Below are 24,038 nucleotides of genomic sequence, written 5' to 3'. Positions count from 1 at the left end.
TATTGGAGTCGTTATGTCTAAACTATCAACAATATCCTTGCTCGTTGCTGCACTGTTACCACCAAGTCTTGTAGCAAAGTCTATAGAAGGTACAGTCGTCAATAAAGCTGGTAAAGGGATTGCAAATGCATCAATTGAGGTCGAAGGAATTGATATTCGCGTACTCACAGATAACAATGGTCATTTTCAAATTTCGGGCGTTGGGCTTGGAAATAAACAAATCCATGTAAGAGCGCCTGATTTTGCTCATCTGCATAAGGCGCTCACTCTGGATCAAGGTGGCGTTAAAAACGCAATGCTAATGTTAAATCGTTCTCCAATAGAAGTTATAGATATTGTTGCTACCCCTGTACATATGTCGGCGATGGAATCTGCGGTTCCAGTTAGTGTTTTGGCAGGTGAAACATTGCGTAGACAGCAAACTGCTACACTAGGGGATAGTTTAGAAAAATTGCCTGGCGTCAACACAAATTTCCACGCCAAAGTAGCGAGTACACCAATTATTCGAGGTTTGAGTGGCCCGCGAGTGTTGGTGACGCAAAATGGATTAGATGTCAGCGATGTATCTAGAGTTGGTCCTGATCACTCAGTCGCCTCCGAAGCCTCAACGGCTCAACAAATCGAGGTGTTGCGGGGACCTGCAACTCTTTTTTATGGTAGTGGTGCGATTGGGGGAGTGGTTAACGTCGTCGATACAAGAGTTCCAACCGATAATGCAACTCGCGGAGAATGGAATCTGGAAAGTAACTCTGTTGATGACCAAAATACAGCCTCGTTTAATGCGACATCGGGTATTGGTTCTGTGGCTTTATATGTTGATGCATTCTGGCGAGAATCTAATGATTACGAAGTACCTGTTCCTGCTGAAATTCATGAGCATAGTGAAAGGAATAACAGTGGTGAACATCACTATAAAGTAGCAAATAGTGCTGAAGAGTCTGATGGTTTTACGGTTGGCTCAAGTTACTTATTTGACCAAGGTTATGTCGGTGTGGCTGTTGAGAAATTTAACCGCAAATACGGCATTCCGGGACATACGCATGGCGATGAAGAAGCACATCATGAGGCTGAAGAGCAGGTTTTTGCGGACTTAGCACAAACAAAAGTGCAACTATTAAGCGAGTACAAGTTTAACAAAGGTTGGCTTGATAAAGTGAATGTGCGTGCTGGTTTTACAGAGTATGAACATGCTGAAGTTGAGCACGGCATGGTTGGAACAACATTTAAGAATGATACCAATGAGTTAAAAGTTGATTTACTACATCAGCCTCTGTCCGCTTGGACTGGTGGCGTAAGCTTACATTACAAACATAGTGATGTTGAGGCTCAAGGTAGTGAGGCGTTTACGCCGCCATCTGATACCCAAACACTTGCGATAGGGGTAATGGAGGAAAGGCGGTTTGGTGATTTTTTAGTGCAGTTAGGTGGTCGTATTGAGCAAGTGGAGATCACCGCAAGTAATGTGCCTTTACCGAGTATTGATGCCCACTCGCACGATACTGAAATGCATGACCACATCGGTCACGATTCAGAAGCAACAAAGGTATATGCGGTTGAGCATCAGTTTACCCCTGTCAGTTTATCTTCGGGTCTTGTATGGGACTTTGCGCAAAATTATAACCTTGGGTTATCTGTTTCACACTCTGAACGAGCTCCTTCTTCATCGGAGTTATTTTCCTTTGGTCCTCACATAGGAACTGGCACTTACGAGGTAGGAGCGTTGTTCAAAATGGATGAGCACGGTCATTTTGAACTCGATGAGCAAGGCATAGCGCTAGAAAAGTCGCACAATATTGATATTACACTTCGAAAAACCCAAGGTGATATAGGCTTTATTTTTAATACTTTTTACAACCAAGTAGATAACTACTACTATCAAATAGAAACTGGGTTGTACGCCGAGAGCGGCGATAGTCACGACCACAATCATGAACATGAGCACGATCATGCTTCCGAATTACCTATTTATTTATTCAAGACAGATGATGTGGTTTTGCACGGTTTTGAAGCGCAAGTTGCTTGGCAATTGACCGACGAGTTGAAAGTTGATGTTTTCTCTGACTTTGTGCGTGCCAGATTAGAAGAAGGCGGCGATTTACCTCGTACACCACCTCTGCGCTTTGGGTCGCAGTTAAGCTATCAGACGGATAATCTCAGTGCACATATCCACATTACTCGATATCAAGAGCAGGACCGGATTGCACCAGAAGAAACCGCGACCGACGGATATACCTTAGTTGATGCTAGCATCTCTTATGATCTTTCTGTGTTAAATCAAGATCTCTCTATTCATCTTAGAGGGAGCAATCTGACGGATACAGAAGCACGAGTACATAGTTCATTCTTAAAAGATATAGGCCCTCGTCCGGGACGCAGTTTCGCGCTTGGTATTCGCGGCTATTTTTAGTTTTAGCAGGTTAAACCATTGTGTACCTGTTAGTTAAAGCCACACAGGTACACAAGTAACTGAGTTTTACAACAACATAAATCTTATCTATATGTAGCACGAGATTATTACCGACATGACTACGATCAGCAGGAGAAATTATGGTTTCACGTCGAGGGTTTTTAAGGAGGGCTGGCACCCTCGCATTTATCGGCCTTTCTAAAAGCGCATTTGGCAGAGTGTCACTATTAGACTTTAACACAATGATAGCTGGGTATGGGCCGTTGATCACCGACCCCAATGGTTTACTCGATTTGCCCCAAGGTTTCAGTTATCAAATAGTATCAAGCCTTGGAGATAAAATGTCCGATGGTTTTACTGTACCTGACAAAGCCGATGGTATGGGTTGTATTGCTTTAGATGAAGAGCGGGTTGCATTGATCCGCAATCATGAATTGAAACCAACAGATTTAGCAAAAGCCGAGAACAGTATTCGCCAGCATAAAAGTGAGCTTGCTTTTGATACAAATGACTCAGGTATCGCACTTCCAGGTGGCACAAGTCATATTGTCTATAACCTAAAAACACGCCAAAAAGAACAAGAATATTTATCCTTGGTTGGCACTATTCGTAACTGCTCTGGTGGAATAACGCCTTGGGGGAGTTGGCTTACTTGTGAAGAAACAACTGCAACTAAAAATGATGGTTTTACACAAGATCACGGATATATTTTTGAAGTACCAGCGACTGCAAAGGGTTTAATTAAGCCACAACCTCTAAAAGCAATGGGGCGCTTTAATCATGAAGCTGCTGCTGTTGATCCCAAAACAGGTATTGTTTATCTCACGGAAGACCGGGGAGACAGTGTGTTTTACCGCTTTATTCCAAACGAAAAAGCAAAGCTCCACAAAGGCGGGAAACTACAAGCGTTGGCTGTGAAAGAAAGCCCGCAATTTGATAGTCGAAATTGGAATAAAAAAGCGATGCCACTTCATCAGGAGTTTATCGTTGAGTGGATAGATTTGGACGACCCGCAAAGTGCTAAAGACGATTTACGGATCCGTGCTTATCGAAGTGGAGCTGCGCTATTTGCTCGAGGTGAAGGGATCCATTGGGGTGAAAACGAGCTGTACTTTTGTTGTACCAATGGCGGAAAAAAGCAGCTAGGGCAAATCATGAAGTATCAGCCATCTGAGTTTGAGGGAACAGAAAAAGAACGCCTCAATCCAGGAAAGTTGTCTTTATTTGTCGAAAGCACTAGCCAGTCTCTCTATAACTTTGGTGACAATCTTACCGTGTCGCCACAAGGACATTTAATTGTTTGCGAGGATCAGTATTCCGATGTTGTAAATAACTACCTAAGAGGTGTAACACCAGAGGGAGAACTCTATAATTTTGCGCGGCTAGCTAAGCAAACTGAGCTCGCCGGCGCTTGTTTTTCACCAGACGGCAAGACTTTATTTGTTAATGTGTACTCACCAACGACAACATTGGCGATTGTGGGACCATGGGAGCACTTTAATCAAGTAAAAATAAATAGCCTCTCTAATTTTAATTTGTTGAATTAGGGCTTGTTGACCTTTTCGCTATTTGGTTTATGTTCTCATAAGTGTATTTTGGTCGCGACGCTCAACTTGCTGCTGAGTAATCTAAGCAAAATTTAAATCGTGAAAGTGAGCTATTAATATTGATGCTATTATCAATGAGGCTCCTTTTCTTTACGTTGTCTTGTCGTTAAATTATCAGCCACAAATGCACCTCGTTGCCCTCTGGTTTTTGCTGGTCCAACGGTACTATCTTTTAAAGTTTGTAGCTCAGTACTGGCATTTAGTGCAGCACCAAAAATAATGATATATGCGCTCAAATATAACCACATCATCATAATGACGACGCCTCCCAATGAACCATAAGTTTCATTGTAAGAAGCGAACTGCGCGACATAATATGAAAATCCCAATGACGCCAGGATCCATAAACCGGTTGCAGTAAACGAGCCGAGTGTTATCCAGCGCCATTTTGCGGCTCTGCGATGTGGCGCATAACGATAAACAAACGCTAAGGAAAAGTGAAATAGTACCGCTAAAATAGACCAAGTGATTAGTTGGATAATCGAATCGAGTGCTGTGGTAAATCCTACGAGGTTAAGCACAATCGGTAAAATTCCGATAATAGACAACGCCACAATCGCGACGAAAATCGCCCCCACAGAAAACAAAAAGCGTACCACTAGCGCTTGTAAAAACTGCCTTTTATTATGCTCATGATACGTAATGTTGCAGGCTGTGATCAACGCTTGGCAGCCTTTACTGCTACTCCATATTGTTAAAAAGAGGGTAAAAATAGCACCTAAACTTAGGCTTGCCTGCGATTTTTGAGTGAGCGCTTTGAGTTGTTGCAACATAATTTCTTGACTGGATGGTGGTAAGAGTTCAATAAGCGGCAGTAGCTGGTCAACCATTTCTGCAGGAGAAGAAAAATAGGCATAGATAGAAACAACGGCCGCTAACGCAGGAAATATTGCCAGCAGGGCATAAAATGCCACTCCAGCGGCAACCAGAGATAAATTATCTTGGGATAAGCTGTGGTATAGCCGTTTACTGACATCCCACCAACCGAGTGCTGGAATATCGCTTGGCCTGTCTGCATTAAAGCCATGTTTATGAGCTGCCATTGGTCTTTCCTAAATCAATTCTGGGCCTGTTGATCTAAAGTGATATACAGCAAAAGGTCTGCCAATCTCGTTTGGCGTTATATTTGCTACTAGTCAACTCGTGACCTTATGAATAAAAACCCAAAGAGTGCAATATGGAAATCAATAATCTTATTAAAAATCAAATGACTAATATGATTCAGGCGGCAGCTTCTCGCGAAGTGACTGAGGCCGTGAGCACATCAGATACGCTAAGTTTAAGCGCACAGGTTGTGCACTTTTTACAAACCGCATGGCAATTATTACCTGCTTTGGCGTTGGGAATTGTGGTTATTGTGCTTTGTTATTATTTAGCACGGCCAATCTCTTATCTTTTGATTAAACCCATAGGTTATGTCAGTAAAAGTCGATTATTACATCTCGTCACTCGCCGTTTTATCAGTGTGTTAGTCATATTTTTTGGTATTTATATCTTTTTGCGCTTGGCCGGGTTAAGTGAGTTTGCCGTCGCAGTAATGAGTGGTACTGGGCTTGTCGGTCTTATTCTTGGGTTTGCGTTTCGTGATATCGCCGAGAACTTTATTTCGAGTATGCTAATTAGTGTCCAACGCCCGTTTAGAATTGATGACGTTATTGAAGTGGATAACCGTTTGGGGATCGTTAAAAAAGTCACCGCCCGCGCAACCACCTTAGTTGATTACGATGGTAATCACATTCAAATACCCAATGCTACCGTCTACAAGAATGTAATTAAAAACTTTACTGCCAACCCCAAAACACGTGGACACTTTAAGATTGGTATTGGCTATGACAACGATATTCGCCTGACGCAGCAAATTGCAATTGACTTACTTAAAGAGCAAAGTGCGGTTTTAAACGACCCGCCACCTCAGGTTCTACTTGAAGCCTTAGGCTCCGCGACTATCAATCTTACCATTTATTTTTGGGTCAATAGCGAACAACATAGCCCGATCAAAGTGGCGTCTCAACTCATGCGAGAAACCGTTAATTGCTTTACAGAACACGGTATAAGCATGCCTGATGATGCTAGAGAGCGGATAATCATAGCTGCGAATACTGAAACACAAGGAGTAAACAAAGAAGCGACCAGTAATTCGAGTAGCAGAACGCCTGTGAAACAAAAGAACAAAACCACAGCAAGTGCAGTAGATGCGGATATTGACGATGTGAGTAGCGATGCGGATGAGATCAGAGAGCAAGCAGAGCGCGCTCGAAGCCCAGAAGAAGGGGACAATATAATTTAGCAGTAAATTAGGTTAAGTGTTGAAATGTGTCATGGCTGATTTAGATTATTTCGGACTGTCGACTCATCACCCTAATCTAGATAAACAACGCTATCGAGCTTTACGTACTCGATAGCAAAATACTGGTTTCACTATTTAAAATGCCATCAATCTCTCGAACTTGCCTCAGTACACCATCGAATTTACTGAGGTTAGCAGCTTGCACTTCAGCGATTAAATCCCATGCCCCGTTCGTGGTATGAATTTTACTGAGTTCGGGGATCCCACGCAGTGCATTGATCACTTGAGTAGTGGATTTACCGATCACTTCTATCATCATGATAGCGCGCACCAGCTCGGACTCGATATATTCATGAACCCGCACTGTAAAGCCTAGAATTGCACCACTGGAAATGAGTCTATCTAAACGGTTTTGTACGGTTCCGCGAGACACATCGAGCGTAGTGGCTAAAGTTGAAATGGCTGCTCGGCCATCTTTGCGCAATTCAGCAATCAAGGCTTTGTCAAGCGCATCATATAAGTAAGGAGTCATAGTACAGCTTTGTGGTTTTTGTCATGATTAGTCTATTTGTATAATTCAACTTAGCAAAGTGATAGAAAATTGCACTAATTGTATAAGATTTTGGCATTTAAATCGTCTTATGGTGTGGTTACACTGATATTGTGTAAGCCAACGCCCAAATCAAATAATGAGTGCAGTATGACAACGATATTTCAAGCACCACGAGCGGTGGTGATGATCCGCCCACACCATTTCACTTCGAACCCGCAAACCATGCAAGATAACGCATTTCAGCAAGTATGCAGTGAAAACAACCCTAACAACAGAGCCTATGTTGAGGTCAGTAACGCCGTGCAAGCGTTAGAGTTGGCTGGCGTGAAAGTGCACTTATTTGAAGATACCTCCACAGACACGCCAGACTCGGTCTTTCCAAATAACTGGTTTTCGACGCATAGCGATGGTCAGTTAACGATTTATCCTATGTACGCCTTGAATCGACGATTGGAGATCCGTCGCGATATTATCGATTTTCTGAGTGCTCACTATCAGGTGACAAACATCAATGATTATAGTCATCTAACCGCAGAAGAAATATTCCTTGAAGGCACCGGCTCTATGGTTATCGATCATCAAGAAAAAGTGGCCTATGCGGTAGAATCCAAGCGCACTAACGCCGTGTTAGTTAATCAAGTTTGCGAGCAGTTGGGACTAGAGGCGGAGATATTTAATGCCTATGATAAGAATGAAGTGCCTGTTTATCACACCAATGTCTTAATGTGTGTCGCCACTGATTTCGCCATGATATGCCTAGATATGGTGCCAGAATATCAGCGGGCACAGCTTATTAATCGTTTTACGCAAAGCGGCCATACCCTGATTGCGCTATCTTATCAGCAGATCCAACATTTTTGCGGCAACGCGATTGAGCTACAAGGCAGTATGGGACGCATACTTGCGCTTTCCACAACGGCTTATCAGGCGTTGTTGCCTGAGCAAATTGCTGTCATTGAAAAGTCAGCTAAGCTAGTTGCTATCGATATACCGACAATTGAAGCCGCAGGTGGCTCGGTGCGTTGTATGATTGCTGGAGTCCATTTAAATAACCGTTAAATAATACTAGGGCCTGTTTATCCTTCAAGAAGGTCAACAGGCCCTAGATAAACGGCAAATAATAATAAAACAGGAACCGCCTATGTTTGAAAGTGCAGTTAAGAGTATTAATGGGCTCTTATGGGGAGAAGGCCAGATACTTATTTATATCCTGCTATTTGCAGGGTTTTGGTTCACTATTCTTTTGCGAGGGATACAAGTTGTAAAGTTTCGCCACATGTTTAGTCTGTTACGAGGTAGCAGTCAGGGTGATGACAATACAATCAGTTCATTTCAAGCGTTATGCACGGGGTTATCAGCTCGAGTTGGAACCGGTAACCTAGCAGGTGTTGCGGTTGCTATTTCTCTTGGTGGCAGTGGTGCGATATTTTGGATGTGGATGATAGCCATTTTGGGGATGGCAACAGGCTTTGCCGAAAGTGTACTTGGGCAAGTCTATAAAGTGCGAGATAGCCAAGGTGAGTTTAGAGGTGGTCCTGCTTATTATATTCACATGGGATTGGGAAGTCGGGCGTTTGCAGTATGCTTCGCCTTTTGCTTGTTTTTGGGATATGGATTTACCTTTAGCGCGATGCAAACCAATACCATCACCGATGCGCTCAATAATGCGTTTGATATTCCAACCTTATATTCAGGTATTGTGATCACAGTCCTTGCCGGCTCTATTATTCTTGGTGGCTTCAAAGCGATTGCACGATTTGCTGAAAAGGTAGTGCCAGTAATGGGATTAGTCTTTGTCCTTGCGGCCATTATTATTACCGTGATGAATTACTCTCAAGTCCCTGCCATGATCAAAGATATTTTGCTTTCAGCTTTTGGCTTGCAAGAAGCGGGCGCAGGCGCACTTGGCGCAGCTATCAAAAATGGTATTCAGCGTGGGCTCTATTCTAACGAGGCGGGAGCGGGTAGTGTGCCGCACGCATCGGCCAGTGCGTCACCAATTCCCAATCACCCCGTGACCCAAGGTTATATCCAAATGCTAGGCGTATTCTTTGATACCATCGTGTTGTGTAGTTGTACTGCTGTCATAATTCTATTGGCAGATATAGATATTGGCAGTGAGATGGAAGGCATACGGCTGACGCAATCTGCGATGACCGCGCATTTAGCAACTGGGGGCGTGTACTTTGTCGCGGCGGCGATCACTTTGTTTGCTTTCACCTCTGTAGTGGCTAATTACGCCTATGCTGAAAGTAACTTACACTTATTCCATCTGGACAATAAAGTTGGCCGTTCAATTTATACCGCATGCTACTTGTCTATGATGTTGTGGGGCGCTTCGGCAACGCTAAAACAGGTATGGGATCTTGCCGACATCGCATTGGGCTTAATGACGGTGGTGAATGTTATTGCCATCGTGCGCCTTACACCCACTATCTTGGCGGTTACGGCCGATTATCATCTGCAAAGAGCAAAAGGGAAAGAACCTGTATTCGAAGTCAATAAGGTCAAAGTGCAAGGAGTTACTGAGTCTGGCATTTGGGGTAATATTAATGCGAAGAGTTCAGCCTAATACGTTTTAGATGGAATAAATAAAGGCCGAATTTTCCGGCCTTTATTTATTTTTGATATTTTTAAGTTAAAAAGTATCTCCAAACTTTCAATCATACGCCTTGTTTAAATTTTTTATATTCTGTGTATACTTCCTCCCGCTTTTCTCTTCAATATTTCAAACTAAATATTGCTTCCTTTTTAATCTTTAAACACTGATGTGATAATGAAAAAACAATTATTTGGACTGGCAGTACTATCGTTGCCTATGTACGCGAAGGCTGATATTGCCATATTTTCAGAAGTACTTTTTGGTAAAGCCAATAATGAATTTTATGCCGAGCAAGAATCTGATTTAGGATATAGGCGTGCGTCATCCGCTAATTCTGATTCATGGGGGCTGAGGCTCGGTGTTGGGCTTACAGATCATTTAGCTCTTGAAATCGCACAGCATTTTCATGGTGAGTCACTAGCTGAATATTCCGTTCACGTTTCTAACACACTCTCTGGAATCTATCAAAACCCATATGACTACTCATATCGAGTCAGGTTTCCTATTGATACCGAATCTCTGAGGTTGGGGATTAAGGGAGAGATTGAGGTGTCTACCAATATTAATGCAAATATAAGAGTTGGAATGGCACATTGGCAATACAAAGATGTGATCCCTGCACAATTGGTTCCTACAGGCAGCACTAGTTCAGGTGATAGCGGTAATGATATTTATACCTCGATAGGTGTTGAGTATCGACTAACAGATAATCTCTATGTTGGTTTGGAATACTCTCTTTTGAATATTAAAGAATCAAAAGAATATGACTACACAGGCGTAGTTCAATATGAGCATAATTTGCACGATATATCCATGTTACTTGGTTGGGCTTTTTAATACGCTGATATTCATAGTAGAGAAAGGTTATTTTCAGAGCTGTATTTAGAGTGGGGCGAATTGAGCAATTCACCCCATCAATTTTGACAATAGAGTTTAGATGAACCGTCAGTGACGAAGTTATCTAACCTCAATAGGTATATAACCACTTACCAGCCGTCGTAACGCTTTCTACGAGATAAAAATAGCGTCAGGATCACACCGATAATAATGCCACTGATCCCGATGATGCCACCGTAAGTGAGCAACTGGTGTTGCTCTTTTTGGACTTTTTGCTGCTGTGCTAAACGCTCATCTTGTAGTTGCTTTTCAAGCCCTGAAATAGTGTCTTGAAGTGAAGCATTTTCAGCTAGCAAATTGGTATTGTTTTGCTGCAGCATTGGAAGCTGCTGCTGGGCGTCGTTCAGCGCCTCTTGGGTTTCCACCAAGGTTTGGTTAACCGCCTCTAATTGTTGCTTTAAACCTGGCTCCGTGGTGACAAATTTACTTTCTACCCAACCTTCTCTTGCTTTGTCGTCTTTAATTTGGACAAACTCGTCATTAGCGCCACTCAAAATAGTGATTGGCGTACCAGCATCAACAGAACCTAAAATTCGATAATTTTTACTTGGACCTGTATGCATGAAAATAAAAAGATTGTCACTAATATAGCCGTTTGGTGTTGCCGTGTTTACTGTGCTATTTTCGTCTGGCTCTTCGGCAAAGCTTATAAAGCTGGTGAAGAGCAGGCTCGCAATGATAAATTGCTTAAAGTTGAACATGCGTGGGCCTTTTATTCTTTGGGTCGTAAAGTTTACAAAATAGTAGGGATTTCGCGGCCTAATAGCAAGGCTTTGTTTATTTTGAATGGCGCGAAATAATTGATTACATAATGAAAATTGCAGCATTTAACGCAATGATTCGGTGTTATTAATCCGCTGACGTTCAGCGAAATTAGCCCGACTATCTATTGATTTAGCGCATATTTGGTGCACTTCTCATCGGATAAAAAGATTGCAAACTTAGCCTCCTTTGTATATTTTGATCCTCCCTTAGACAAATAGGTAAAACACTGCCCTAATGGACACTGAAATAGAACTGAAATTTTTGGTTTCAGATAATGAAGTTCCGCTGATCCCTGCACTCATCACACAGTTTGCAAAAACGGTCACTAACAAGCCTGCTAAAAACTTAACTAACGCCTACTTTGACACGCCAAATCGTGAATTGCGTGCGCTAGATATCGGTCTAAGAACGCGTTGTTGCAATGATGAATGCGAGCAAACGATTAAGCTTGCGGGAGAAGTTGTAGGAGGGTTACATCAACGACCTGAGTACAATTTACCTATTCAATCAGGACGTCCTGACTTGTTAGCGTTTGACGCGAATATTTGGCCTCACGGCATGCAACTTGAGTCTATCGCAGAAAACATATTCCCGATCTTCAGTACAAATTTCATTCGTCGAACTTGGTTAATCGAAACGGATTCAGGAACCAAAATCGAAGTCGTGTTGGATAAAGGGGAAATAGCAGCCCAAGGGAAGATGGAGCCAATCAATGAGCTTGAAATAGAGCTGATTGAGGGAAATAAAGAAGATCTTTTCTTATTAGCCGATCACCTAATTAAACAAGCTGGTATGCGCTTGGGACTATACTCAAAGGCCGCCAGAGGATATCGAATTGCCGATGATAAACCTCTAAAACCAAATAAGTTTATAGGATTTGTACCGCTCAAATCTCAGGTAACGCAAGAACAAGCGTTAATTGCGACAGTCAGTTATGGTATTCAGTTCGTCCAAAAACATGAGCAATGTTATTTTAATAAACCAAGTCTCAAGACGTTAAAACGTGTTATTGATGGAGTCTCGCTTATCCGCCACGCGTTTTGGTTGTTTGATGACATCGTTGATAAAAGCTCGACTGAGAGTATTCGCAATGAGTTAAAATGGTTGTTGTCAGAACTTGCTTGGGTCGAAAATGCAATTCATTTAAAAACCTACACCTCAAAGCGTCATGCTTATCATAAGAAACTTAATCAGTTTCCTGAATTGGCGCAGGTCATTACCGACTTGCAAGATGTTCAGCCGACACCGACGGACATTGAAGATTTATTTCATTGCACCCGCTATAACCGTTTGATCCTTTCACTTACTCGCTGGCTGGTTGATAGAGCGTGGCGTAAAAACTGGGATCAAAAAGCACTGAGTGCAGCAGAGCTACCTGTCACAGAAATCGCAAGCCAATTATTTGATAAAGACTGGCAAGAGCTGAAAAACTTGCTTCCACAGGATAAATCGCTTTCTGAAAGAGATTATTTACATGTGAGAATAAAGTTAGAAAACACGCTACTAAGCGGTAACTGTCTGGGCAAGCTTTACGATAAAGAAGCGCGCAAAGTGTTTAGAACGCCTTGGATTGATATCGTTTATGGTATTTATGAGCTAGAAACACTGGCGTATTTATATCAACTTTGCCAAAGCCAAAACGCAGACGAGCTGCAAGAAGTGCAGGCATGGCTTAAGCAAAAATCTGACTTTTTGATAAGTGCTATGGAGCAAAGTCGACAGTCTTCCATGCATAGCGAACCATATTGGTTCTAACCAGATTAAGCGGGGTTTTATCCCGCTTTTTTGTACCACTTCATTACAATCAATACTGCAAATATCAGGTGATGAACTAAACTTGGGTGTATCAATTCTGAGGTAGCCCAATGATCGATATTGACGATAAAGTGCTGAATGATTTGCGCGGCGGATTTAACTTACCTGCTAAGCCTGAAATATTACAAGCCTTACAAAATGAATTATCACAACCGGAGCCTGAGTTATTTACCGTGGCGGATATTATTGCGGCAGATGTTGGTGCGTCAGCTGCGGTGTTAAAGGTAATTAATTCACCCGCTTATGGTCTTGCCCGTACAATCACAGATATAAAACAAGCAGTGATGTTTTTGGGCGTTAACTGTATTACGCAGCTAGTGACTGGGTATTTGCTTAAAAATGCGTTTGAGCAGTCAAAGTGCTGTATTTCACTGCAGCAGTTTTGGGATAACGCTGCGGATATTTCAAAAGCGGCGATGGTGGTTGGACATCATTTGAAGGCGTCATTACCCATGGAGAATTTGCAGCTGCTCGGACTGTTTCATGATGCCGGGATCCCAGCAATGGCCGTAAAATATCCTGACTACGCTGAGGTAATAAAGCAGTCTATAGAGCGACCTGAGCAAACGCTTATTTACTACGAGCAGCAAAAGTATCCAGTGCCTCACACTGTGATAGGCTACTTTCTTGCGACGTCTTGGCACTTACCTAAAGAAATATGCCAGATGATTTTGCGCCACCATGACGTTAGCTATCTTGAAGAGCAAAAAGATGCGCAGCATGTGCAAACCTTTGCGGCACTTAAACTGGCTGAAAACCTCTGTTTTGAAGCAAAACACTTTAGAAGCGCAGCAGATTGGTATCTATTTAAAGATAAGGTGATGATTGAGCTTAATTTGCATGAAGATGAGTATCAAAACTTAAAAGATGATGTCGATGAAGTATTTATCGGATAGGGGATTATCCACAGGCATTAAAAAAGGCGCACTTGGCGCCTTTTTTACTTTTTGCTGCAGGGGATTATAGGCCTGCAGCCGCACGTAGTGCGTCAGCTTTATCTGTTGCTTCCCAAGGGAACTCTTCACGACCAAAGTGGCCGTAAGCAGCAGTAGGCTGATAAATTGGACGCTCAAGGTCTAGCATAGTGATTAGACCGTAAGGGCGTAAGTCGAAGTGCTCGCGGATAAGTTCGATCAAACGCGACTCATCAAGCTTAGCTGTACCGAAAGTTTCTACGCTGATAGAAGTAGGCTCAGCAACACCGATTGCGTAAGACACTTGGATCTCACACTTGTCAGCAAGGCCAGCGGCAACAATGTTCTTTGCAACGTAACGCGCTGCGTAAGCAGCAGAACGGTCAACTTTTGATGGATCTTTACCTGAGAATGCACCACCACCGTGACGTGCCATACCGCCGTATGTATCTACAATGATTTTACGACCAGTTAGACCACAGTCACCCATAGGACCACCGATAACGAAACGGCCAGTTGGGTTGATGAAGAACTTAGTTGCTTCAGTGATAAGCTCTGCAGGTAGTGTAGGCTTGATGATAGTTTCCATCACCGCTTCTACAAGGTCAGCTTGTGATACCGAATCACAGTGCTGTGTAGATAATACGACCGCGTCGATACCTACTGCTTTACCGTTTTCGTACGCGAATGTTACCTGAGACTTAGCGTCTGGACGTAACCAAGGTAGCGTGCCGTCTTTACGAACTTGCGCTTGGCGCTGAACTAGACGGTGTGAGTAAGTGATAGGCGCAGGCATAAGTACGTCAGTTTCGTTACACGCGTAACCAAACATTAGGCCTTGGTCACCAGCACCTTGCTCTTCTGGACGAGTACGGTCAACACCTTGGTTGATATCAGGTGATTGTTTACCAATCGTGTTAAGGATTGCACATGAATCAGCGTCAAAGCCCATGTCTGAATGTGTGTAACCAATTTCACGCACGGTCTTACGAGTTAATTCCTCGATATCAACCCAAGCGCTAGTCGTGATTTCACCACCAACCATAACCATACCGGTTTTAACGTAAGTTTCACACGCAACACGTGCTTTTGGATCTTGCTCAAGGATGGCATCTAGAACCGCATCAGAGATCTGATCGGCGATTTTATCCGGATGACCCTCAGAAACAGATTCAGAAGTAAATAAATGTTTAGCCATTGTATTTATGCTCACAAATATTGCGCTTCACAAACATCAGGAACAGCGCGAAAAATTAAGGGGCGTATTCTAACCAAAAAACCTAGGCATTGACTAGTTATTTTACGCCTAGACGTCCAAAATTGTGCAAACTTTTTTAATGGTCGGAAAAAGTCCGTCTGTACCCGTTTTTTTATGGCCTTTGCCGTTGCAGTTAGCCATATAAATAAGTAAGAATGGGCTCAAACCCCCGCGAAACACATTTAAAGGTAGGAGAATTCATGCCATCTCGCAAAGAACTTGCTAATGCAATTCGCGTTCTTTCCATGGACGCTGTACAAAAGGCCAAGTCTGGCCACCCTGGAGCCCCTATGGGCATGGCGGACATCGCAGAAGTACTTTGGCGCGATTTTTTAAAGCACAACCCAAGTAATCCTGAGTGGTTCGACAGAGATCGCTTTGTATTATCAAACGGTCACGGCTCGATGTTAATTTATTCATTGTTGCATTTGTCGGGTTATGACTTATCAATTGATGACATCAAAAACTTCCGTCAGCTACACTCAAAAACACCAGGCCATCCAGAGTATGGTTATGCGCCGGGTATTGAAACTACTACAGGCCCATTAGGCCAGGGTATTACTAATGCGGTAGGTATGGCGATTGCTGAAAAAGCATTGGCTGCACAGTTTAACCGTGAAGATTACGACATCGTTAATCACTATACCTATGCTTTTTTAGGTGATGGTTGTTTGATGGAAGGTATCTCACACGAAGCTTGTTCACTTGCGGGTACCCTTGGTCTTGGCAAACTGATTGCATTTTGGGATGACAACGGTATTTCAATCGACGGTGAAGTTGAAGGTTGGTTTAGCGACGATACACCAAAACGCTTTGAGTCTTATGGCTGGCATGTTATCGCCGGTGTTGATGGTCACGATAGCGATGCGATTAAAGCGGCAATCGAAGCGGCGCAAGCAGAGTCTGACAAACCAACCCTTATCTGTTGTAAAACGGTTATCGGTTATGGTTCACCAAACAAGTCTGGTAGCCATGATTGTCACGGTGCACCGCTAGGTGATGATGAAATCAAAGCAGCACGTGAATTCCTTGGTTGGGAGCACGGCGCATTTGAAGTACCGGAAGATGTGTACGCGAAATGGGACGCAACAGCACGTGGTCAAAATCAACAAAGTGACTGGCTGATTAAGTTCACTGAATACCAAATGCATTATCCTGAGCTTGCTGCTGAGTTTGAGCGTCGCATGAAAGGCGAGCTTCCAGCAAACTGGTCTGAGAAAACAGAAGCGTATATTGCAGAGCTTCAAGCGAATCCTGCAAACCCAGCAACTCGTAAAGCATCACAAAATGCATTGAATGCTTTTGGTCCAATTCTACCTGAGTTTATGGGTGGCTCTGCTGACCTTGCGGGTTCTAACTTAACACTTTGGGATCAATCTAAAGGCTTAACGGCAGAAGATGCTGCGGGTAACTATATCTTCTACGGTGTGCGTGAATTTGGTATGTCTGCCATTATGAATGGTATTGCGCTACATAGAGGCTTTATCCCTTACGGTGCGACATTCCTAATGTTTATGGAATACGCGCGTAATGCCGTACGTATGGCTGCATTGATGAAACAAAGAAGCATCTTTGTGTATACTCATGATTCAATCGGTCTTGGTGAAGATGGTCCAACACACCAACCAGTAGAACAAATGGCGAACTTACGTACTACGCCAAACCTTGCGAGCTGGCGTCCATGTGACCAAGTTGAGTCAGCAGTTGCTTGGCAGCAAGCTGTTGAACGCGCTGATGGCCCATCTGCACTTGTATTTACCCGTCAGGGCCTTGCGCAGCAGCCTCGTACCGCTGAGCAGGTTGCAGCGATTAAGCAAGGTGGTTATGTACTATCTTGTGATGGTGAGCCTGAAATCATCCTTATTGCAACCGGTTCTGAAGTGCAACTTGCAGTTGAGTCTGCGGATAAGCTTCGTGCAGAAGGTAAAAAGGTACGTGTTGTGTCTATGCCTTCAACGGACATTTTTGATGCGCAATCTCCAGCATACAAAGAAAGCGTACTACCAAGCTCAGTAACGCGTCGCGTCGCTATCGAAGCGGGTATTGAGGACTTCTGGTACAAATATGTAGGCCTAAATGGTGCTATAGTTGGTATGACAACGTTTGGTGAGTCAGCGCCTGCTGATGAGCTATTCAAGCTATTTGGCTTTACGGTAGAAAATATCGTTGAGAAGGCAAACGCATTGTTTGCATAATCAAAGAAAAGAAACAAAAAACCCATGCCATGCATGGGTTTTTTTATGCTTAGGGGTTTTGCTAAACCCCTTAAAGTTTTGAGACTGTTTCCTGCTCAAAGCTCAGGTTAGATAGCTAAACCTTAAACTGTTCTACCGATAAGCGTAACTCTTCGGCGAGTTTGGCAACCTCAGAACTAGAGATTGAGGTCTGGCTTGCGCCTTCAGCTGTTTGCTCTGCGATTGTTACAATCGATTCTAAACGTTCACTAATTTCCTGTGCTACTTGTTGTTGCTCATTCGCCGCGTTTGCAATCTCTTCACTCACATCATGAGCCTGAGAAACGGCTGCAGTGATAGAGTTTAGTGCTTCATTAGCAAGGTCGCTCTGAGTTACGCACGACTCCGCCTGCTGTTTGCCTTTCGACATCGCGCCTACCGCTTCTTCGGCACCGGCTTGTAAGGATTCAATCATTGCTTGAATTTCTTGAGTCGACTCTTGAGTTTTACTTGCAAGCGAGCGTACTTCGTCTGCCACTACAGCGAAGCCACGACCTTGTTCACCCGCACGCGCAGCTTCGATTGCAGCGTTTAGTGCAAGGAGGTTAGTTTGCTCGGCAATGCCACGGATAACATCCAAAATACTACCTATCGAAGCGCTGTCTTGATGTAGTTTGTTAATCACGCGAGAGGCTTCATCCACTTCTCTTGCGAGTTGCTCAATAGTGTGTTTGTTCTCATGTGAGATGCCTTTGACACGCTCCGCTTCTTTATCAGCATTTTTAATTTCCTGTAGTGCTTGATGCGCGCTGTTGCTTACACCGTGAGACGTGCTACTCATCTCAGTTGTAGCGGTAGCTGCTTGCTCTACCTGTGCCTGCTGATTCTTAATTGCTTGGCTGGATTCCGTAGTGATAGTCGATGTTTCTTCGGACGCTGCAGCAAGCTGCGTCGAACGAGAAATAATGCCAGTGATAAGTTCACGTAAGCTAGAGATTAGGGTGTTACAGCTTCTAGATAATTCACCAAACTCATCTTTTGCTGTGTCATCTAAGCGCTGTGTCATATCGCCACTGGCGACAATGTTTAAGACTCGATTTACTTCCGACAGCGGTTTTGTGATACGACTAACGGTAATGTAGGCAACACCAACGGCCATTAACGTTGCTACTATCATACCAATCCAAGTCCATAGGTTTGCTGTGCCTACATCGGCACGTACGCCTTGTTGTAAGTTAAAGGCGACTTGGCTCGCTTCAGAGAGTAAATCATCTAGCTGAGATAGGGCTGCTTTTGTGGTTTTTTCTGCATTGGTTAGTTCTTTACGTGTCTCGGCTATCGCATTGATCAAGCGTTTTTGATTTTCCGTGATGCTGTTGCTGCCAGTAACTGCATCTTTCAAATTAGTGTAATAGCCTTCGAGATCAGCAAACAAACTACTATCAAGCGCGCTAACGGGGCCACGCATCAAATCAATATTGCGACCTAGCTCTTCAACGAGGTAGCTTTGATCCCTACTTACGATTTCCAGTGTATTGATGTCTTCAACAGTAACAATATCATTGGCGCTAGTCACAACAGAAGAAAAGTTATTTTCTAAGTTATTTGCAGCTTGAAAAGCACGTTTGTCAGCATCTTCTAAGCCATCCAAATCAATGATATCAACCGTCACCATAGTCGCATCTTCTGCGGCAACATCGATAGTAGATAACTGCTCTTTTAATTTGTCCCGTAACGAAAGCTCAGTTGTTTTCTCGTTTACCAAGCTGTTCATGGCTTTTACGAACGCATCATAACTTTTGCCAACATCACGACTGCTTGAGGCCAATTTATTATTAGCGGCAACTACCTGCTGCAGTTCTGAATAGGTTTTGTCAAAGATCTTCTGGCGCTCTGCAAATTGCTGTTTTAGCGTCGCCAGTTCAGTCTCTGAACGTGCATAAAAACTTCCCTGAGCCATTTTGCTCATTAAAGTGAACTCTACTTGCAGAGCAGAGCTTTTAGAGAGTGCTGGTAAAGACAGGTTATTAACCTGTTGAGTTGAGTTGTCAATGTTTGCAATTCTTAATAAAGAATTGCCCCCGATAAGAAGAAGCAACAAGGTGATGGTAATAAAACCACCCCAAATACGTTGGCTAACAGTCAAATTCATAGCTGTCCTACAAAATTTACAAAGCAATACGGATACTTATCGGATTTATTGCGGATAAGTTAAGTATTTTATAGCAGATGTGACAAAAAATTTCAGTAAAAAAGGTCGGATTACAAAAAATAGCAGCTCAACGGATAAAAAGTATAAGCTTCACGTTTTCTTCGAGTGTAGCTTAGTTTAATAAAAGTTAAAGTAAGTGCTTACCCTAACGTTGATTTAGGGCTGTTATAGAGGTTAGCTATGCTGGTACTTTTCACCACTGTTGATATTTATCATCGTCATAGGACCTCCCCACACGCAGCCAGTGTCTAAGGCTATAATATTTTTCTTGTTGGTTTCGCCTTCCAAAGCAGCCCAGTGGCCGAAAAGTAGGGTAGTGTCGGCTGGTGTTTGGCTGAGCTCAAACCACGGAGTGAGACCTGCCGCATCTTTTAGGCCAGATTTGTTCTTAAGATCCAGTTCGCCATTTTGTTTTAGAAAGCGCATTCGAGTGAAGACGTTAACAATGGCTTTAAATTTATCTTGTTCACTGAGCTTGTTGTGCTCAAGTCCTGGGTGAGCACCGTACATATTGGCGTAAAACTCAGGGGCTTTTGTTGATTGATAAATGGTTTCGGCAAAGCGTGCATATTCTAGCGCTTGCGTAATATTCCAGCTTGGATGAATACCTGCATGAGAAATAAAAGTTTGCTGTGTTTCAAGCCAAATAGCGAGGGGCTGTGCACGTAATAAGTCAGCATATTTTTGGCATTTAGGGCTGGCAAAAACCGCATCTAATTTATCTTTTGGGTTCGGAGCGACACCCAAAGCAAGACATGCTAAAAAGTGGAGATCGTGATTGCCGAGTGTAATGCTAATAGAGCCAGCGTGTTGATAGAGAAACTCTAGGCAAGCAAGTGAATCGGGTCCTCTGGCGATGATGTCACCGACAAAGTATAAATGGTCTTGGCTTGGGTTAAAGTTGACTTGATCGAGTAGCCCGATGAGTGGAGTGAAGCAGCCTTGCAAGTCTCCAATTGCGTATTTTGCCATTTATTACCTGTGGTTTTTTATAACTCAATGTTTTTATTCTGATGTCTAGCATGTATGAGGAACGCGGGGTAAGCCCGCTTCCGCAAAATAAAAATGGTATTAATGCAAAATATTTGGACAGGAAAGTCTAAATACATTGATTGGCGCTTTAAACTCAGTGCCAAACTCATTACGCATTAAATAAAACCCTTCCATTGTACCAACGGGAGTATCGAGCACCGCGCCGCTGGTGTACTGATAGCTCTCGCCAGGACGAATAGTGGGCTGCTCACCAACGACACCTTCACCTTCGACTTCAGTCTCTTTGCCATTAGCGTCGGTAATGAGCCAATAGCGGCTATGTAGCTTGGCATTACATAAGCTATGGTTTTTGATGGTAATTGTATAGGCAAACACATATTTATCCTTTTCAGGCTGTGATTGCGCTTCAACGTAAAAGGTCTCCACCGATACTTTGATAGGTGAGCCAATATTAGTTTGAGTTGTCATATATCCAATTTGCAATTTCAATAAACTGGTTAAGCGACAGGTTTTCAGCGCGAAGTGTAGGGTCGATACCTAAGTTTCGCAGCTGCTCTTCGGTTAACAGGTTCGATAAGCTATTTCTTAGTGTCTTACGACGTTGGTTGAACGCTTCTAAACAAACAGTATTCAAAAGCTTAGTGCTCTTAGCTGTACGTTGCGACGGATCTTTTGGGATCAATCGAACAACGGCCGAGTCAACTTTAGGTGCTGGTTTAAAGCAATGTGGTGGCACTTCGATCACAGGAATAGCGTGACAATAGTACTGCGTCATTACGCTTAAGCGACCAAAGGCCTTGCTGCCAGGGCCTGCAACCATACGGTTAACCACTTCTTTTTGCAGCATAAAGTGCATATGCTCGACCTGATCGGCAAATTCAAATAAGTGAAATAGCAAAGGGGTTGATACGTTGTAAGGTAAATTACCAAAGATCTTCAGTTTTTCCCCTTCTTTGATTAAAGAAGAGAAGTCAAACTTCATCGCGTCGCCTTGGTGAACCGTTAATTTAGGTCCCAAGAATGGGTGATGGATCAAGCGCTCGGCAAGATCTTTATCGAGTTCTACAACGGTTAGGTGGCCACTTAAATCACAAACAGGTTCAGTGATAGCACCTAAACCAGGACCGATTTCAACCAGATTGTCTTCAGGTTTTGGGTCGATAGCAGTTACTATCTTGTCGATAATATTGTTGTCATTTAAGAAGTTTTGACCAAAGCGTTTACGCGCTCTGTGTCCGAGATGTACTTTATCTGTCATGCATTCTGTGCTTTTTTGGTTGCGAGCTTAATTGCTTCGCGGATCGCTAATTCAAAACTACCCACTTCAACATCACCAGAGCCGGCTAAATCAAGCGCTGTACCGTGATCAACCGATGTGCGAACAAAGGGTAATCCTAGGGTGATGTTTACTGAGTTTCCAAAACCTTTATATTTTAACACAGGTAAGCCCTGATCGTGATACATTGCGAGCACAGCATCAGCATTATCTAAATATTTAGCTTGGAAAAGGGTGTCAGCTGGCAGCGGTCCAACCAAGTTCATGCCTTGTTTATTCAGCATTTCCAGTGTTGGCTCAATGGTTTCTATTTCTTCACGACCAAGATGACCACTTTCTCCAGCGTGCGGATTTAATCCACAAACTAATACCCTGGGTTGTTCAATACCAAACTTGGTTTGTAGGTCGTGATGTAAAATATGAATGACTTTGCTGAGACGCTCAGGCGTAATTGCCTTTGATACGTACGCCAGTGGGATATGCGTAGTTACTAGCGCTACACGCAGCCCTTCGGTTGCGAGTAGCATTACGACATCAGCGGTATCAGACTGTTGTGCAAAGTACTCAGTATGGCCGCTAAACGAGATCCCAGCTTGGTTAATAATGCCTTTATGAACTGGGCCCGTGACTACCGCTGCAAATGTCCCATCCATATTCTTTTCAGAAGCAATGCGCAAGGTTTCGAGCACATAATGGCCATTGGCTTCATCTAATTGACCAGCGACCACTTCAGCACCTTTGTCTACTTGAAGGTAGTAAATGGCACCAGCAGGTGCCGCTTCAGGCGCAGCTTCGCTGTCAAATGGCAGCAACTTGATTTGCTCACCGAGTTCTTTGGCGCGTTTTTCTAGAATACTTTTATCAGCCACCGCAACCAACTGAGCAGGCCATGCGTGCTGAGCCAGTTTGATAACAAGATCTGGGCCAATACCTGCAGGCTCACCCGGTGTAATTGCGATTCTGAGTGTCATAGCCGTTATTCCGCTTCGATAATTTCAATATGCGCTTGGTCACGCATTTCTTTAATCCATTTAAAGCTTTCTTCTTTAAATTTACGGTTAAACAACAGACGGTGTGCGCGATTTAACTTGGCTTGTTCTGTTTTATCGGCTACGCGTTTATCTAGCAGTTGTACAATATGCCAGCCAAATGTACTTCTAAATGGTTCACTGATCTGATCTTTTTCTAGCGACAACAGAGTGTCTCTAAACGCAGGTACGTATGTAGTTGGATCTGTCCAATCGTACTCACCACCTTTAAGTGCAGAGCCTGGATCTTCAGAATATTCTTTAGCCAGCGCTGCAAAGTCAGCGGTACCTGCGCGCAAGTCTTTTACAAAGCCAGTTAGCATTGAGCGTGCTTTTTCTTCACTTAGGATAATAGACGGCTTGATTAAGATATGACGTGAACGCACCTCAACAGTTTCAACGACTTCACGACCACGAATATCTTGTACTTTTAGAATGTGGAAACCTGCACCTGAGCGCAGTGGACCAACTATGTCGTCTTTTTTCGCACCTTTTATGGCCTCAGCGAACAAGGTTGGCATTTCGTTAATTCCCATCCAGCCTAATTGACCACCATCGAGCGCTTTTGAGCCGCTAGAAGAAGCAATTGCGATGCGCTTGAACTCTTTACCTTCGTTCAAAAACTTAATCACGTTATCAGCGCGCTCACGAGCGTCTTCAATTTCTTCTGGAGTCGCTTTATTTGGGATCTTAATCAAGATATGGCCGATATCATACTCTTCCGAGTTACCCGTTTGCTCACTCAATATTTTTTGCAGGTTAGTAACCTCTTGAGGGCTAATATAAATACGGCGGTCAACACTAGCACGGCGCACTTGGCTTGTGGTTATTTCTTTACGGATCTCTTCTCGGTATGCCGGGAAGCTTTCGCCGCTAGCTTCAACTGAGCGACGTAAATCAGCGATAGTACCACCTTGGTCTTGGGCAATATTCGCAATGGTCTGATCCAATTGAGCATCTGAAATTTGCATACCCATACGGTCACCCAGTTGCAACATTAAAGATTGCTCAATGAGTTTATCGATGGCTTGTAAGCGTAATGTTCTATCGCTAGGAAGTTCGGTACCTTGCTGCTCAGCCTGTTCTTTTACACGATTTATTATTTGATCGACTTCGCTTTGTAAAATTACACCATCATTTACTGTGGCAACAACTGTATCTAGCTTTACACGCTCAGCATGTGCTTGAGTAAACAGGCCTGCACTTAAGGAGGCCACTAATAACAACTTTTTTAAATTCATACGGCTTTC

At 43.3% G+C, this 24,038-nt stretch carries 19 protein-coding genes; 9 read left to right on the top strand and 10 right to left on the bottom strand.

Going from position 1 to position 24,038, the window contains the following annotated elements:
- The first annotated feature begins 13 nt into the window (after nt 1–13).
- Nucleotides 14–2,407, top strand: coding sequence for a TonB-dependent receptor (locus tag L3V43_RS03140; protein ID WP_237115753.1), 2,394 nt, complete (start codon nt 14–16; stop codon nt 2,405–2,407).
- A gap of 140 nt (nt 2,408–2,547) precedes the next feature.
- The gene (locus L3V43_RS03135) at nt 2,548–3,954 is read left to right on the top strand and encodes an alkaline phosphatase PhoX (RefSeq protein WP_237115754.1); all 1,407 of its coding nucleotides are present in this window, start codon (nt 2,548–2,550) and stop codon (nt 3,952–3,954) included.
- 131 nt (nt 3,955–4,085) lie between these two features.
- Here L3V43_RS03135 and L3V43_RS03130 read toward each other — a convergent pair whose 3' ends face one another.
- Complete coding sequence (locus L3V43_RS03130) at nt 4,086–5,057, bottom strand: YihY/virulence factor BrkB family protein (RefSeq protein WP_237115755.1); 972 nt, start codon at nt 5,055–5,057, stop codon at nt 4,086–4,088.
- 134 nt (nt 5,058–5,191) lie between these two features.
- On the opposite strand from L3V43_RS03130, the gene L3V43_RS03125 reads away from it, so the two are divergent.
- Entirely contained in the window at nt 5,192–6,301 is a 1,110-nt protein-coding gene (locus L3V43_RS03125) for a mechanosensitive ion channel family protein (protein WP_045962697.1), read from the top strand.
- Between the two features lie 100 nt (nt 6,302–6,401).
- Here the strand turns inward: L3V43_RS03125 and L3V43_RS03120 are convergent, their stop codons facing one another.
- A complete protein-coding gene (locus L3V43_RS03120) occupies nt 6,402–6,833 on the bottom strand; it encodes an Lrp/AsnC family transcriptional regulator (RefSeq protein ID WP_010605995.1) in 432 nt (143 codons plus the stop codon).
- 168 nt (nt 6,834–7,001) lie between these two features.
- Here L3V43_RS03120 and L3V43_RS03115 point away from each other — a divergent pair, with 168 nt between their 5' ends.
- The 3 genes from L3V43_RS03115 to L3V43_RS03105 all read left to right on the top strand — a co-directional run bounded on the left by L3V43_RS03115 (nt 7,002) and on the right by L3V43_RS03105 (nt 10,293).
- Entirely contained in the window at nt 7,002–7,913 is a 912-nt protein-coding gene (locus tag L3V43_RS03115; protein ID WP_102057435.1) for an arginine deiminase-related protein, read from the top strand.
- Between the two features lie 82 nt (nt 7,914–7,995).
- A complete protein-coding gene (locus L3V43_RS03110) occupies nt 7,996–9,426 on the top strand; it encodes an alanine/glycine:cation symporter family protein (RefSeq protein WP_237115756.1) in 1,431 nt (476 codons plus the stop codon).
- A gap of 204 nt (nt 9,427–9,630) precedes the next feature.
- On the top strand, nt 9,631–10,293 hold the full coding sequence (locus L3V43_RS03105; RefSeq protein ID WP_102057433.1) for an outer membrane beta-barrel protein: 663 nt from the start codon (nt 9,631–9,633) through the stop codon (nt 10,291–10,293).
- Nucleotides 10,294–10,442: 149 nt separating this feature from the next.
- Here L3V43_RS03105 and L3V43_RS03100 read toward each other — a convergent pair whose 3' ends face one another.
- A complete protein-coding gene (locus tag L3V43_RS03100) occupies nt 10,443–11,054 on the bottom strand; it encodes a TIGR04211 family SH3 domain-containing protein (protein ID WP_227386883.1) in 612 nt (203 codons plus the stop codon).
- 298 nt (nt 11,055–11,352) lie between these two features.
- Between L3V43_RS03100 and L3V43_RS03095 the strand changes: the two genes are divergently transcribed.
- Together L3V43_RS03095 and L3V43_RS03090 are read left to right on the top strand one after the other, a co-directional pair.
- Nucleotides 11,353–12,873, top strand: coding sequence for a CYTH domain-containing protein (locus L3V43_RS03095; protein WP_174169778.1), 1,521 nt, complete (start codon nt 11,353–11,355; stop codon nt 12,871–12,873).
- A 110-nt stretch (nt 12,874–12,983) separates the two neighbouring features.
- The gene (locus L3V43_RS03090; protein ID WP_174169779.1) at nt 12,984–13,829 is read left to right on the top strand and encodes an HDOD domain-containing protein; all 846 of its coding nucleotides are present in this window, start codon (nt 12,984–12,986) and stop codon (nt 13,827–13,829) included.
- Between the two features lie 64 nt (nt 13,830–13,893).
- Here the strand turns inward: L3V43_RS03090 and metK are convergent, their stop codons facing one another.
- Entirely contained in the window at nt 13,894–15,045 is a 1,152-nt protein-coding gene (metK, locus tag L3V43_RS03085) for a methionine adenosyltransferase (RefSeq protein ID WP_010606001.1), read from the bottom strand.
- A 260-nt stretch (nt 15,046–15,305) separates the two neighbouring features.
- Here metK and tkt point away from each other — a divergent pair, with 260 nt between their 5' ends.
- Nucleotides 15,306–17,300 carry a transketolase gene (tkt, locus tag L3V43_RS03080; protein ID WP_102057429.1) on the top strand — a complete coding sequence of 665 codons (1,995 nt, stop codon included), beginning with the start codon at nt 15,306–15,308 and terminating at the stop codon, nt 17,298–17,300.
- Nucleotides 17,301–17,415: 115 nt separating this feature from the next.
- On the opposite strand, the gene L3V43_RS03075 is transcribed toward tkt, so the two are convergent.
- The 6 genes from L3V43_RS03075 to surA form a co-directional block, all read right to left on the bottom strand.
- Nucleotides 17,416–19,431, bottom strand: coding sequence for a methyl-accepting chemotaxis protein (locus L3V43_RS03075; RefSeq protein ID WP_237115757.1), 2,016 nt, complete (start codon nt 19,429–19,431; stop codon nt 17,416–17,418).
- Nucleotides 19,432–19,665: 234 nt separating this feature from the next.
- Complete coding sequence (locus L3V43_RS03070) at nt 19,666–20,463, bottom strand: symmetrical bis(5'-nucleosyl)-tetraphosphatase (protein ID WP_237115758.1); 798 nt, start codon at nt 20,461–20,463, stop codon at nt 19,666–19,668.
- A 99-nt stretch (nt 20,464–20,562) separates the two neighbouring features.
- Nucleotides 20,563–20,952, bottom strand: coding sequence for a Co2+/Mg2+ efflux protein ApaG (gene apaG, locus L3V43_RS03065; RefSeq protein WP_010606005.1), 390 nt, complete (start codon nt 20,950–20,952; stop codon nt 20,563–20,565).
- Nucleotides 20,936–21,742 (bottom strand): 16S rRNA (adenine(1518)-N(6)/adenine(1519)-N(6))-dimethyltransferase RsmA, encoded by an 807-nt coding sequence (rsmA, locus tag L3V43_RS03060; protein WP_010606006.1) that lies wholly within the window; start codon nt 21,740–21,742, stop codon nt 20,936–20,938. Before rsmA ends, apaG begins: the two co-directional genes overlap by 17 nt.
- The gene (pdxA, locus tag L3V43_RS03055) at nt 21,739–22,731 is read right to left on the bottom strand and encodes a 4-hydroxythreonine-4-phosphate dehydrogenase PdxA (RefSeq protein ID WP_174169782.1); all 993 of its coding nucleotides are present in this window, start codon (nt 22,729–22,731) and stop codon (nt 21,739–21,741) included. Before pdxA ends, rsmA begins: the two co-directional genes overlap by 4 nt.
- A gap of 5 nt (nt 22,732–22,736) precedes the next feature.
- Nucleotides 22,737–24,029, bottom strand: a complete 1,293-nt coding sequence (gene surA / locus L3V43_RS03050; protein ID WP_010606008.1) for a peptidylprolyl isomerase SurA — start codon at nt 24,027–24,029, stop codon at nt 22,737–22,739.
- Nucleotides 24,030–24,038 lie beyond the last annotated feature (9 nt).

This window comes from Pseudoalteromonas sp. L23 (genome assembly GCF_021728455.1).
GTDB lineage: Bacteria > Pseudomonadota > Gammaproteobacteria > Enterobacterales > Alteromonadaceae > Pseudoalteromonas.
Note: the sequence above shows the minus strand (reverse complement) of the source record. Positions and strands in the feature narration are given on the sequence as shown.

Coding starts and splice junctions, on each gene's coding strand:
- L3V43_RS03140 (WP_237115753.1), top strand. CDS start 14: ATGTCTAAACTATCAACAATATCCTTGCTCGTTGCTGCACTGTTACCA.
- L3V43_RS03135 (WP_237115754.1), top strand. CDS start 2,548: ATGGTTTCACGTCGAGGGTTTTTAAGGAGGGCTGGCACCCTCGCATTT.
- L3V43_RS03130 (WP_237115755.1), bottom strand. CDS start 5,057: ATGGCAGCTCATAAACATGGCTTTAATGCAGACAGGCCAAGCGATATT.
- L3V43_RS03125 (WP_045962697.1), top strand. CDS start 5,192: ATGGAAATCAATAATCTTATTAAAAATCAAATGACTAATATGATTCAG.
- L3V43_RS03120 (WP_010605995.1), bottom strand. CDS start 6,833: ATGACTCCTTACTTATATGATGCGCTTGACAAAGCCTTGATTGCTGAA.
- L3V43_RS03115 (WP_102057435.1), top strand. CDS start 7,002: ATGACAACGATATTTCAAGCACCACGAGCGGTGGTGATGATCCGCCCA.
- L3V43_RS03110 (WP_237115756.1), top strand. CDS start 7,996: ATGTTTGAAAGTGCAGTTAAGAGTATTAATGGGCTCTTATGGGGAGAA.
- L3V43_RS03105 (WP_102057433.1), top strand. CDS start 9,631: ATGAAAAAACAATTATTTGGACTGGCAGTACTATCGTTGCCTATGTAC.
- L3V43_RS03100 (WP_227386883.1), bottom strand. CDS start 11,054: ATGTTCAACTTTAAGCAATTTATCATTGCGAGCCTGCTCTTCACCAGC.
- L3V43_RS03095 (WP_174169778.1), top strand. CDS start 11,353: ATGGACACTGAAATAGAACTGAAATTTTTGGTTTCAGATAATGAAGTT.
- L3V43_RS03090 (WP_174169779.1), top strand. CDS start 12,984: ATGATCGATATTGACGATAAAGTGCTGAATGATTTGCGCGGCGGATTT.
- metK (WP_010606001.1), bottom strand. CDS start 15,045: ATGGCTAAACATTTATTTACTTCTGAATCTGTTTCTGAGGGTCATCCG.
- tkt (WP_102057429.1), top strand. CDS start 15,306: ATGCCATCTCGCAAAGAACTTGCTAATGCAATTCGCGTTCTTTCCATG.
- L3V43_RS03075 (WP_237115757.1), bottom strand. CDS start 19,431: ATGAATTTGACTGTTAGCCAACGTATTTGGGGTGGTTTTATTACCATC.
- L3V43_RS03070 (WP_237115758.1), bottom strand. CDS start 20,463: ATGGCAAAATACGCAATTGGAGACTTGCAAGGCTGCTTCACTCCACTC.
- apaG (WP_010606005.1), bottom strand. CDS start 20,952: ATGACAACTCAAACTAATATTGGCTCACCTATCAAAGTATCGGTGGAG.
- rsmA (WP_010606006.1), bottom strand. CDS start 21,742: ATGACAGATAAAGTACATCTCGGACACAGAGCGCGTAAACGCTTTGGT.
- pdxA (WP_174169782.1), bottom strand. CDS start 22,731: ATGACACTCAGAATCGCAATTACACCGGGTGAGCCTGCAGGTATTGGC.
- surA (WP_010606008.1), bottom strand. CDS start 24,029: ATGAATTTAAAAAAGTTGTTATTAGTGGCCTCCTTAAGTGCAGGCCTG.